Annotated in this window: 8 protein-coding genes; 7 read left to right on the top strand and 1 reads right to left on the bottom strand. The window is 69.8% G+C overall.

From position 1 onward, the window contains the following. Window positions 1–45: 45 nt before the first annotated feature. Window positions 46–2,877 carry a DNA polymerase I gene (polA, locus tag N4G63_RS14400; protein WP_314599853.1) on the bottom strand — a complete coding sequence of 944 codons (2,832 nt, stop codon included), beginning with the start codon at window positions 2,875–2,877 and terminating at the stop codon, window positions 46–48. Between the two features lie 65 nt (window positions 2,878–2,942). On the opposite strand from polA, the gene N4G63_RS14405 reads away from it, so the two are divergent. The 7 genes from N4G63_RS14405 to N4G63_RS14435 all read left to right on the top strand — a co-directional run bounded on the left by N4G63_RS14405 (window position 2,943) and on the right by N4G63_RS14435 (window position 11,855). Further along, window positions 2,943–3,251, top strand: coding sequence for a hypothetical protein (locus N4G63_RS14405; protein WP_260786161.1), 309 nt, complete (start codon window positions 2,943–2,945; stop codon window positions 3,249–3,251). A 14-nt stretch (window positions 3,252–3,265) separates the two neighbouring features. After that, window positions 3,266–4,252, top strand: coding sequence for a homoserine kinase (locus N4G63_RS14410; protein WP_260786162.1), 987 nt, complete (start codon window positions 3,266–3,268; stop codon window positions 4,250–4,252). A gap of 2 nt (window positions 4,253–4,254) precedes the next feature. Then, window positions 4,255–5,085: a BPSS1780 family membrane protein gene (locus N4G63_RS14415; RefSeq protein WP_314599854.1), complete on the top strand. Its 831-nt coding sequence runs from the start codon at window positions 4,255–4,257 to the stop codon at window positions 5,083–5,085. Continuing rightward, window positions 5,082–5,312 carry a hypothetical protein gene (locus N4G63_RS14420; protein ID WP_260786164.1) on the top strand — a complete coding sequence of 77 codons (231 nt, stop codon included), beginning with the start codon at window positions 5,082–5,084 and terminating at the stop codon, window positions 5,310–5,312. Before N4G63_RS14415 ends, N4G63_RS14420 begins: the two co-directional genes overlap by 4 nt. A 255-nt stretch (window positions 5,313–5,567) precedes the next feature. Then, window positions 5,568–7,835, top strand: coding sequence for a TonB-dependent receptor (locus N4G63_RS14425; RefSeq protein ID WP_260786165.1), 2,268 nt, complete (start codon window positions 5,568–5,570; stop codon window positions 7,833–7,835). Between the two features lie 116 nt (window positions 7,836–7,951). Beyond that, a complete protein-coding gene (locus N4G63_RS14430; RefSeq protein ID WP_314599855.1) occupies window positions 7,952–8,887 on the top strand; it encodes a BMP family lipoprotein in 936 nt (311 codons plus the stop codon). 121 nt (window positions 8,888–9,008) lie between these two features. Then, window positions 9,009–11,855 carry a valine--tRNA ligase gene (locus N4G63_RS14435; protein ID WP_314599856.1) on the top strand — a complete coding sequence of 949 codons (2,847 nt, stop codon included), beginning with the start codon at window positions 9,009–9,011 and terminating at the stop codon, window positions 11,853–11,855. The last annotated feature ends 1 nt before the right edge of the window (window position 11,856 follow it).

The following is an 11,856-nucleotide window of genomic DNA, read 5'->3' on the forward strand; positions in this document are numbered from 1 at the left end:
GCGCAGCCAGGCGCCTCAGTGCGCCCCATCGCGCCTCATTGCGCCTCAGTGCGCCTGTTCCCAATTGGGTCCCACGCCCACCTCGGCCAGCAGCGGCACGCTCAAGGACGCCACGCCGGCCATCAGCCGCGGCACCTCGCTGCGCGCCCAGTCGATCTCGGCCTCGGGCACCTCGAGCACCAGTTCGTCATGCACCTGCATCACCATCACCGAGCGCCGGCCCGGCTCATCCAGCGCGGCCTGCACGGCGATCATCGCCAGCTTGATCAGGTCGGCCGCCGTGCCCTGCATCGGGGCGTTGATGGCCTGGCGCTCGGCCCCGGCGCGGCGCGGGCCGTTGCCGCCACGGATGTCGGGCAGCGTGATGCGGCGGCCGAACAGGGTTTCGACATAGCCCTTGTCGGCCGCACTGGCGCGGATCTCGTCCATGTAGCGCTTGACGCCGGCAAAGCGCGCAAAGTAGCGGTCGATGTAGTCCTTGGCGGCCTTTTGCTCGATGCCCAGGCTTTGCGCCAGGCCGAAGGCACCCATGCCGTAGATCAGGCCGAAGTTGATGGTCTTGGCATAGCGCCGCTGCTCGCTGGTCACCGCCTCCAGTGCCGTGTTGAACACCTCGGCCGCGGTGGCCTTGTGCACGTCCAGGCCCTCGGCAAAGGCGCGCGTGAGGCCGGGGTCGCCGCTCATGTGGGCCATGATGCGCAGCTCGATCTGGCTGTAGTCGGCCGACACGATCACATGCCCCGGCGGCGCGATGAAGGCCTCGCGCACGCGCCGGCCCTCGGCGGTGCGGATCGGGATGTTCTGCAGGTTGGGGTCGTTGCTGGACAGGCGCCCGGTCACCGCCACCGCCTGCGCATAGTTGGTGTGCACGCGGCCGGTGGCCGGGTTCACCATCTGCGGCAGCTTGTCGGTGTAGGTGCCCTTGAGCTTGGCCAGGCTGCGGTGCTCGAGGATGCGCGCCGGCAGCGGGTAGTCGGCGGCCAGCTCCTGCAGCACCTCTTCGTCGGTGCTGGGCGCGCCGGTGGCGGTCTTCTTCTTCACCGGCAGGCCCAGCTTGACGAACAGGATCTCGCCGATCTGCTTGGGGCTGCCCATGTTGAAGGGCTGTCCGGCGATCTCGTAGGCCTCGCGCTCCAGGTCCATCATGCGCTGGGCCAGCTGCTGGCTCTGGCGCGCCAACACGCCGGCATCCACCAGCACGCCATGGCGCTCGATGCGCGCCAGGATGGCCGACACCGGCATCTCGATGGTCTCGTACACATGCTTCAGGCCGGGCTCGGCAGCCAGCTGCGGGTAGAGCTGCTGGTGCACCTGCAGCGTCATCTCGCTGTCTTCGCCGCTGTAGGTGGTGGCGCGTGCCACGTCCACCTGGCTGAACGGGATCTGGTTGGCGCCCTTGCCGCACAGGTCTTCGTAGCTCAGGCCGCGGCGGCCCAGGTGGCGCTCGGCCAGCTTCTCGAGGCTGTGCGCCAGGTGGGCCTCGAACACATAGCTTTGCAGCAGCGTGTCGTGGCGCCAGCCGCGCACCGTGATGCCGTGGTTGGCCAGCACATGGGTGTCGTACTTGATGTTCTGGCCCACCTTGGCGGCGGCCGCGTCCTCCAGCCAGGGGCGCAGCGCGGCCAGCACCTCGTCGATCGGCAGCTGCTCGGGTGCATCGGGGCCGTCGTGGGCCAGCGGCACATAGGCCGCCTCGCCGGGCTGCACCGCGAACGAGATGCCGACGATGCGCGCGCGCATCGGGTCGAGCGAATCGGTCTCGGTGTCCAGCGCGCTCAGCTCGGCGGCGGCCAGGCGGGCGATCCAGGCGCCCAGCTGCTCGCGGCTGGTGATGGTGTCGTACTGGCGGGCCAGGCCGGCGTCGCCCGGCGGCGTGGGCCCGACCGCGCCGTTGCCACTGGTCGCGCCGGTCGCACCGGTCGCGCCGGCAGCGCCGGGGGCCGCTCCCGCGGCCTCGGCCGCCGGCTCGCTGCCGGGCACGCCCAGCTCGCCTTCCAGCTCGCGCCGCCACTGGCGAAAGCCGAAGCGCTGGAAAAAGCCCAGCAAGGCCGGCTGATCCACCGGCTTGAGGGCCAGCGCGTCCACCGCCGGCCAGCCGGGCACATGGTCGGCCAGGTCGCAATCGGTCACCACGGTGACCAGGCGCCGGCCCTGCGGCAGCCAGTCGAGCGCCTTGCGCAGGTTCTCGCCGGCCACGCCCTTGATGCCGCCGGCCGCGGCCATCACGCCATCCAGCGAGCCATGCTCGGCCAGCCACTTCACCGCCGTCTTGGGGCCGACCTTCTCGACGCCGGGCACGTTGTCCACCGTGTCGCCCACCAGGGTGAGGTAGTCGACGATGCGCTCGGGCGGCACGCCGAACTTGGCCGCCACGCCGGGCACATCGAGCGTCTCGTTGCTCATGGTGTTGATCAGCGTGACGCGCTCGTTGACCAGCTGCGCCAGGTCCTTGTCGCCGGTGGACACGATCACGCGGTGGCCGGCCGCCGCACCCACACGGGCCAGCGTGCCGATGGCGTCGTCGGCCTCGATGCCGGGCACCTCCAGCACCGGCCAGCCGAGCAGGCGCACCACCTCGTGGATGGGTGCGATCTGCGTGCGCAGGTCGTCGGGCATGGGCGCGCGCTGGGCCTTGTACTCGGGGTACCAGGCATCGCGGAAGGTCGGGCCCGAGGCATCGAACACGCAGGCCGCATGGCCGCCCGGGCCGGCGCCGATGACCTGCTCGCGCAGCCGCTTCATCATGGCGATGAAGCCGTGGATCGCGCCGGTGGGAAAACCGTCCGTGCCGCGCAGGTCGGGCATCGCGTGGTAGGCGCGGTAAAGGTAGCTGGAGCCGTCAACCAGCAGCAGGATGGGCAGGGCGGGGTCGGTCATGACGCCATTGTGGCCGCGGCGCGCAAGGCGGCGCACGGCCGGCGGGCGCTTCGTAGAATCGGCGCATGAACCTGATCCTGCTGCCGCGCACCCTGGCCCTGGCGCTGCCCGTGCTGGCGCTGGCCGGCTGTGCGGCCCTGCTGCCGGCCGCCACCGAGCCCAACACCGCCACCCGCATCTCGGAAGACGAGCATGTGCGCATCGCCGAGCAGCGCGTGCGCGGCCAGACCCAGCGCATCAGCGTGCAGCCCAAGGCCGCCGCCGGCGGCGCGTCGGCCCCGGCCTACGAGGTGCTGCCGGCCCCGGGCGGGCAAGACCCCTCGCAAAGCCGCGACTCGGCCGGCCGGCGGGTGTGGCCGGTGCTGAGTTTCTGACGGCGCGCGAGCGCATGGCCGTCTTCACCGAGGTCTCGCCGGCCCAGGCCGGCGCGCTGGTTGGCGCCCTGGGTCTGGGCACGCTGGCGTCGCTGCAGGGCATTGGCGCCGGCATCGAGAACACCAACTACTTCGTCGGCACGCGCGATGCGCAGGGCCACGAGCAGCAATGGGTGCTGACGCTGTTCGAGCGCCTGGGCGCCGAGCAGCTGCCCTTCTACCTGCAGCTGATGCAGCACCTGGCCCGGCGCGGCCTGCCGGTGCCCGAGCCGCGCGCCGATGGCACCGGCAACCTGGTGCACCAGGTGGCTGGCAAGCCGGCGGCGCTGGTCAACCGCCTGCCCGGCGTGCACCAGCTGGCGCCCGATCTGCACCACTGCGCCCAGCTGGGCGCCGTGCTGGCGCGCATGCACCTGGCGGTGGCCGACTTTGCGCCGCAGCAGCCCAACCTGCGTGGGCCGGCCTGGTGGCAGGCCACGGCGCCGCTGGTGCTGCCGCACCTGGATGCCGGGCGCCAGGCGCTGCTGCGCGATGAGCTGGCCTTTCAGCAGCGGCTGGCCGATTCGGCCGCGCTGGCCGCCCTGCCGCACGGCGCCGTGCATGCCGACCTGTTTCGCGACAACGTCATGTTCGACGGCCTGCCCGGCCACGAAAAGCTCACCGGCTGCATCGACTTCTACTTTGCCGGCACCGACAGCCTGGCCTACGACCTGGCGGTGTGCCTGAACGACTGGTGCCTGGGCGGCCGCGACGGCCTGCTCGACGAGGCCCGCGCCGAGGCCCTGGTGGCCGCCTACCAGCGTGTGCGCCCGCTGCAGCCGGCCGAGCTGCGCCTGCTGCCGGCGCTGCTGCGCGCCGCGGCGCTGCGTTTCTGGCTGTCGCGCCTGGCCGACTGGTACCTGCCGCGCCCGGCCTCGCTGCTGGCGCCCAAGGACCCGCAACATTTCGAGCATGTGCTGCGTGAGCGCATCGCTGCCCCCTGGCATCCAACGCGCGACTGAGCATGGGACTTCGACTTCAAGCGGTGCCCCCGCGTCAGGGCTGGCAGTGGATCGTGCAGGGCTTTGCCCTGTGGCGGCAGCGGCCACTGGCCTTCATGGGCCTGTTCGTGATCTTCCTGGTCGGCCTGCTGCTGCTGGCGCTGGTGGTGCCGGTGGTGGGCGGCGCAGTCGGCCTGGGCCTGCTGCCGCTGCTGACCCTGGGCTTCATGATCGCCAGCCGCAGCGTGCTCGACGGTGGCCCGGTGCATGCGCTGCAGATGATCGAGGGGCTGCGCGTGGGCCCGCCGGCCCAGCGGCGCGCGCAGTGGCTGCTGTGTGCCGGCTACATGGCCGGCGCCATGCTGGTGATCACGCTGTCGGACTGGGCCGACGACGGCCTGTTCGTGGCCCTGCAGCGCGCGCTGGCCGAGGGCCAGCCGGGCAAGCCGTCGACCGAGATCGACGCCATCCTGGCCAACCCGCAGCTGCTGTGGGGCATGCTGGTGCGCCTGGGCCTCACCGCGCTGCTGTCGGTGCCCTACTGGCATGCGCCGGCGCTGGTGCACTGGGGCGGCCAGGGTGCACTGCAGGCCCTGTTCTCCAGCACCCTGGCGGTGTGGCAGGCGCGCGCCGCGTTCCTGGTGTACGCACTGGCCTGGCTGGCCCTGCTGCTGGCGGTGGCGGTGGTGGCCATGCTGGCCACCGCGGCGCTGGGCTCGGCGCAGTGGCTGAGCGTGTTGGCCATGCCGCTGGGCCTGTCGTTCACGGCGGTGTTCTACGTCTCGCTGTGGTTCGCTTTTGCCGACAGTTTCGACGCTCAGCGCGCGCCGGATGGGCCGACAATCGGCGCATGAACCGCCGCACCGCCCCCCACGCCCGCCCGTCCCTGGCCACCACGCGCCGGCTGCTGGCCGCCACCCTGGTGGCGCTGCTGCTGCCCGGTTGCGCCGTGGTGACCGTGGCCGGCGCCGCAGCCGGTGCGGCCATCAGCGTCACCGGCGCGGTGGTGTCCACCGGCGTCAAGGTGACCGGCAAGGTGGTCGAGAAGACCATCGACGCGGTCACGCCCGGCAGCGACTGAACCTCCGGCCCCGCGCGGCCGCCAGCGCCGCGCGGCCACCCGCAGCGACCACCCGCAGCGCCCGCCTTCGCGCCGCCCGGCGGCCATGCCTGCCGCCCGCACGCGGCGTTTGATCGGCGCAACAGGCCCGGCCCCATGTCGGGCCGGTGTCACTGCTTTTCAGCAGGGTGACATGCACAATCGTTTGGCCTTTCCCAGCCCGGCACGCTGCTTGCGTGCCTCGGCCCATCCGACTACGCCATGGAGGCTCCTGACGTGCCCAATGCTGCCCTGACCCGACTCCCCCGCCACACCCCGCTGGCCGCTGCGCTGGCGCTGGCCTTTGCCGTCCCGGCCTTTGCGCAAAGCGGCGGCCAGCTGCAGACCGTGACCGTGACCGCCGAGCGCCGCGCCGAGAACGCGCAGACCGTGCCCAGCTCGATCAGCGTGGTCGGTGGCGATCTGCTGGAGTCGCTGAACACCAGCGGTCAGGATCTGCGCATGCTGGCCGGCCGCGTGCCCAGCCTGAACATCGAGTCGTCGTTCGGCCGCGCGTTCCCGCGCTTCTACCTGCGCGGCTACGGCAACACCGACTTCCGCCTCAACGCCTCGCAGCCGGTCTCGCTGGTCTATGACGACGTGGTGCAGGAGAACCCGATCCTGAAGGGCTTCCCGGCCTTCGACCTCGACCGCATCGAGGTGCTGCGCGGCCCGCAGGGCTCGCTGTTCGGCCGCAACACGCCGGCCGGCGTGGTGAAGTTCGAATCGGCGCGCCCGTCGGCCAAGAAGTTCGAGGGCTATGGCAGCCTGAGCTACGGCAGCTACCAGACCATCAATGCCGAAGGCATGGTCAACGTGCCCACCTCGGCCAGCTCGGCGCTGCGCGTGTCGGTGCTCAACCAGACCCGCAACGACTGGGTCAAGAACACCGTCAGCAACCCGCAGACCGCCGAGATGGAAGGCTACCGCGACAGCGCGCTGCGCGTGCAGTACCTGTTCGAGGCCGGCAAGGACTTCTCGGCGCTGGCCAATGTGCATGCGCGCGACTACACGGGCTCGGCCCGGCTGTTCCGCGCCAACATCATCAAGAAGGGCACCAACGATCTGGTCGATGGCTTCGACAAGACCAAGGTCGCCTTCGACGGCAAGAACGAATCGGAAGTGCAGAACATCGGCGCCAACCTGCGCCTGAAGTGGGCGCTGGGCGGTGGCCTGTCGCTGAACTCGATCACCGGCTACGAGTCGGTCGAGACCCTCAGTCGTGGCGACATCGATGGCAGCGCCGGCCCGTACTTCACGGCCGCCCTGCCCTTTGCCTCGGAAACCGCCGACGGCATGCCCAAGCATCGCCAGTTCACGCAAGAGCTGCGACTGGAGTCGAACACCGGTGGCCCGCTGAACTGGCAGGGCGGCGTCTTCTACTTCAATGAAGACTACAAGATCGAGAGCTTCAGCTACGACTCCACCAGCACCACCAGCGTGAGCCCGCAAGACGGCTATCAGCGGGTGCGCCAGAAGAACGACGCCGTGGCCCTGTTTGGTGCGGCCACCTACCAGCTGAGCCCGGCACTGACCCTGCGCGGCGGCCTGCGCTACACCCAGGACAAGAAGACCCTCAGCGTCGAGGACTACTGGAACAACGGCTTCGCGCCCTGTGTGCTGTCGGCCAAGTGCACCCTGGCGCAGCTGGCCGGCCAGGGCCCGATCACGGCCTCGCCCAAGGACAACAAGTTCAACTGGGACCTGAGCGCCACCTACGCGCTCGACAAGGACACCAACCTGTACGCCCGCGCGGCCACCGGCTTCCGCGGCTCCAGCGTGCAGGGCGCCAGCGCGTTCAATGGCCAGTCGGTTGCCAAGCCCGAGGACAACACCTCGGTCGAGGCCGGCATCAAGGCCGACCTGTTCGGCAAGCGCGCGCGCATCAACTTCGGCGTCTTCCACTACGAGGTCAAGGATCTGCAGCTCACGGCCGTGGGTGGCTCGAACAACGCCAACATCCTGGTCAACGCCAAGAAGGCCGCCGGCCAGGGCTTCGAACTGGATGCGCAGGCCTTCATCAGCGACCAGCTGCTGGCCTCGATCGGCATCGGCTACAACGACACCAAGATCAAGGACCAGGATCTGGCCGTGGCGGTGTGCGCGGCCTGCACGGTGACCGACCCCACCAAGCTGATCGGCACCACCACCTACGCCCTGATCAACGGCAACCCCCTGCCCCAGGCGCCCAAGACCACGCTGAACTTCTCGCTGAAGTACACCCAGCCGCTGGCCGGTGGCGACCTGTACGTCTACACCGACTGGGTGCACCGCAGCAAGATCAACTTCTTCCTGTACGAGAGCACCGAGTTCACCGGCAAGGCGCTCACCGAAGGCGGCGTGCGCGTGGGCTACACCTGGGCCAACGGCATGTACGACGCGGCGGTGTTCGGTCGCAACATCACCAACCAGACCCGCATCGTGGGCGGCATCGACTTCAACAACCTCACCGGCTTCATCAACGAGCCGCGCACCTGGGGCGTGCAGTTCAAGGCGATGTTCTGATGGGGCTTGCCGCCCCTCGTGCGCCGGGTACGGCGCACGGCCCCCCAAGGGGACGGCGGGCCGGCTTGGGGCGGCCCGGCGCTCGGCCCGCTGCCGCGTGGGTCGTGTTGCTGGCCATGGCGCAAGCGACCACCGTTGCGCGCGCCGAGCCGGCCGTGATCTACGAGATCGGCGGCAAGCACGACCGGTCGTTCAACCAGGCCGCGTCTGATGGCGCCGAGCGCTGGAAGAAACAGACCGGCAAGCCCTTTGCCGAGTTCGAGGTCGCCGCGCATGCCCAGCGCGAGCAGGTGGCGCGGCGCTTTGCCGAGCGCGGCGCCAACCCGGTGGTGGCCATCGGCTTTCCGCATGCCGAAGCCATTGGCAAGGTGGCGCGCGACTTCCCGAAGACGCAATTCGCGATCATCGACGCGGTGGTCGACGCGCCCAATGTGCAGAGCTTCGTCTACCGCGAGCACGAGGGCTCGTTCCTGGTGGGCATGCTGGCCGCGCTGGCCAGCAAGAGCGGCAAGGTGGGCTTTGTCGGCGGCATGGACATTCCGCTGGTGCGCAAGTTCCTGTGCGGCTACGAGCAGGGCGCGCGCCACGCCAACCCCAAGGCGCAGGTGCTCACCAGCATGACCGGTGCCACGCCGGCCGCCTGGACCGACCCGGTGCGCGGCGCTGAACTCACCCGCGGCCAGATCGCGCAAGGTGTGGATGTGGTGTTCGCCGCGGCCGGCACCACCGGCCTGGGCATCATGCAGGCGGCCAAGGACGGCGGCATCCTGGCCATCGGGGTCGACAGCAACCAGAACCACCTGCACCCCGGCACCATGCTCACCAGCATGGTCAAGCGCGTGGATCTGGCGGTCTACCAGGCCTTCCAGGGTGTGAAGCCCGGCATCACCGCGCTGGGGCTCAAGGAAGGCGGGCTCGACTACGCGCTCGACCAGCACAACGACCGGCTGGTCACGCCCGCCATGCGCCAGAAGGTGGACGCCGCCAAGGCGGCCATCATCGCCGGCCAGCTGAAGGTGATCGACTACACGGTGGCCAACCGCTGCCAGTGAGCCGGGCGCCGGCCACGCGCGCCGGCCGCACAGGGGGCGCCTCCTACAATCGGCCATCCCCTTCCCTTCCAGTGCAGCGGGTGCGGCCCGTTCGGCCCGCCTGCTTTCGCCTGCCGCTGCCATGACCGAGCTCGCCAAGTCCTTCGAACCCGCCGCCATCGAGGCCCGCTTCGGCCCGCTGTGGGAGCAATCGGGGCTTTATGCACCGACGCTGGATGCCGCCAGGCCCAGCTTCTGCATCCAGCTGCCGCCGCCCAACGTGACCGGCACGCTGCACATGGGCCATGCGTTCAACCAGACCATCATGGACTCGTTGACGCGCTACCACCGCATGCTGGGCCACAACACGCTGTGGGTGCCGGGCACCGACCACGCCGGCATCGCCACGCAGATCGTGGTGGAGCGCCAGCTGCAGGAGCAGGGCCTGAGCCGCCACGACCTGGGCCGCGAGGCCTTCGTGGCCAAGGTGTGGGAGTGGAAGGCCAAGAGCGGCGCCACCATCACCCAGCAGATGCGCCGCATGGGCGACAGCGTGAGCTGGGGCCACGAGTACTTCACGATGGACGACAAGCTGTCGGGCGTGGTCACCGACACCTTCGTCAAGCTGTTCGACGAGGGCCTGATCTACCGCGGCAAGCGCCTGGTGAGCTGGGACCCGATCCTGAAGAGCGCCGTCTCCGACCTGGAGGTCGAGAGCGAAGAGGAAGACGGCTTCCTGTGGCACATCCGCTATCCCCTGGCTGACGGTTCGGGTGAACTGGTGGTGGCCACCACCCGGCCCGAGACCATGCTGGGCGACACCGCGGTGATGGTGCACCCCGAAGACGAGCGCTACGCCGCGCTGATCGGCAAACAGGTGAAGCTGCCGATCACCGGCCGCCTGGTGCCGGTGATCGCCGACGACTATGTGGACAAGGCCTTCGGCACCGGCGTGGTCAAGGTCACGCCGGCGCACGACCCCAACGACTACCAGGTGGGCCAGCGCCATGGCCTGCCCATGCTGACCATCTTCACGCTCGAAGCCAAGGTGGTGTCGGACATGGCCGACATCCCCGAGGCCTACCGCGGGCAAGACCGCTTTGCCGCACGCAAGGCCATCGTGGCCCAGCTCGACGCCGAGGGCCTGCTGGTCGAGACCAAGAAGCACAAGCTGCAGGTGCCGCGCTGCGCACGCACCGGCCAGGTCATCGAGCCCATGCTGACCGACCAGTGGTTCGTGGCCATGACCCAGCCCGGCCACCAGGGCAAGAGCATTGCCGAAGAAGCCATCGAGGCGGTCAGCAGCGGCGACGTGCGCTTCGTGCCCGAGCAGTGGGTCAACACCTACAACCAGTGGATGAAGAACATCCAGGACTGGTGCATCAGCCGCCAGCTGTGGTGGGGCCACCAGATCCCGGCCTGGTACGGCACACATGGCGAGCTGTTCGTGGCCCGCAGCGAGGCCGAGGCCCGCGCCAAGGCCACGGCCGCCGGCTACAGCGGTGCGCTGCAGCGCGACCCCGATGTGCTGGACACCTGGTACAGCAGCGCGCTGGTGCCCTTCAGCACCCTGGGCTGGCCCGAGCGGACGAAGGAACTCGATCTGTTCCTGCCCAGCAGCGTGCTGGTCACCGGCCACGACATCATCTTCTTCTGGGTCGCCCGGATGATCATGATGACCAAGCACTTCACCGGCCAGGTGCCGTTCAAGCACGTCTACATCCACGGCCTGGTGCTCGATGCGCAGGGCAAGAAGATGAGCAAGAGCGAGGGCAATGTGCTCGACCCGGTCGACCTGATCGACGGCATCGCGCTCGCGCCGCTACTGGACAAGCGCACCACCGGCCTGCGCAAGCCCGAGACCGCGCCCAAGGTGCGCAAGGCCACCGAGAAGGAGTTTCCCGAGGGCATTCCGGCCTATGGCGCCGATGCGCTGCGCTTCACCTTCGCGGCCATGGCCACGCTGGGCCGCACGGTCAACTTCGACACCAAGCGCTGCGAGGGGTACCGCAACTTCTGCAACAAGCTCTGGAACGCCACGCGCTTCGTGCTGATGAACTGCGAGGGCCAGGATTGCGGCCTGATGGAGCACACCAAGGCCGACTGCGTCGAAGGTGGCAAGGCCCATGGCTACATGCGCTTCAGCGCGGCCGACAAGTGGATCAGCAGCGAGCTGCAGCGCGTGGAAGCGGCCGTGGCCCAGGGCTTTGCCGACTACCGGCTCGACAACGTGGCCAACGCGATCTACCAGTTCGTGTGGGACGAGTACTGCGACTGGTACCTCGAGATCGCCAAGGTGCAGATCCAGACCGGCGGCGAGGCCGAGCAGCGGGCCACGCGCCGGACGCTGATCCGCACGCTGGAGACAGTGCTGCGCCTGCTGCACCCGATCGCGCCCTTCATCACCGCCGAGCTGTGGGAGGCCGTGGCCCCGGTGGCCGGCCGCAAGACGCATGACAGCATCGCCGGCGCCGCCTACCCGCTGGCCCAGCTGGACAAGATCGATGCCGCCAGCGACGCCTGGATGCAGCGCCTGAAGGCCCTGGTGGACAGCTGCCGCAGCCTGCGCGGCGAGATGGGCCTGTCACCTGCCGAACGCGTGCCGCTGCTGCTGGCCTGCGCGCCGGCCGATGCCGACTTTGCCCATGCCGCGGCACCGCTGCTCAAGGCCCTGGCCAAGCTGGCCGAGGTGCAGGTGTTCACCGACGAGGCTGCCTTTGCCACCGCCAGCGCCATGGCCCCGGTGGCCGTGCAGGGCGGCCTGCGCCTGGCCCTGAAGGTGGAGATCGACGTGGCCGCCGAGCAGGCCCGCCTGGGCAAGGAGATCACGCGCATCGAAGGCGAGATCACCAAGGCCGAGGCCAAGCTGGGCAACGACAGCTTCGTGGCCCGCGCCCCGGCCGCCGTGGTGGACCAGGAACGCGCCCGCCTGGCCGACTTCCACAGCACGCTGGCGCGCCTGCGCGAGCAGTTGTCGCGGCTGGGCTGAG

It is taken from the genome of Aquabacterium sp. OR-4, from assembly GCF_025290835.2.
In the GTDB taxonomy this organism is placed as follows: Bacteria; Pseudomonadota; Gammaproteobacteria; order Burkholderiales; family Burkholderiaceae_C; genus Pseudaquabacterium.

What these genes read in the sequence shown, in the direction of transcription:
- N4G63_RS14430 (WP_314599855.1), top strand. Translation starts at nt 7,952, where the DNA reads ATGGCGCAAGCGACCACCGTTGCGCGCGCCGAGCCGGCCGTGATCTAC.
- N4G63_RS14415 (WP_314599854.1), top strand. Translation starts at nt 4,255, where the DNA reads ATGGGACTTCGACTTCAAGCGGTGCCCCCGCGTCAGGGCTGGCAGTGG.
- N4G63_RS14405 (WP_260786161.1), top strand. Translation starts at nt 2,943, where the DNA reads ATGAACCTGATCCTGCTGCCGCGCACCCTGGCCCTGGCGCTGCCCGTG.
- N4G63_RS14420 (WP_260786164.1), top strand. Translation starts at nt 5,082, where the DNA reads ATGAACCGCCGCACCGCCCCCCACGCCCGCCCGTCCCTGGCCACCACG.
- N4G63_RS14410 (WP_260786162.1), top strand. Translation starts at nt 3,266, where the DNA reads ATGGCCGTCTTCACCGAGGTCTCGCCGGCCCAGGCCGGCGCGCTGGTT.
- polA (WP_314599853.1), bottom strand. Translation starts at nt 2,877, where the DNA reads ATGACCGACCCCGCCCTGCCCATCCTGCTGCTGGTTGACGGCTCCAGC.
- N4G63_RS14435 (WP_314599856.1), top strand. Translation starts at nt 9,009, where the DNA reads ATGACCGAGCTCGCCAAGTCCTTCGAACCCGCCGCCATCGAGGCCCGC.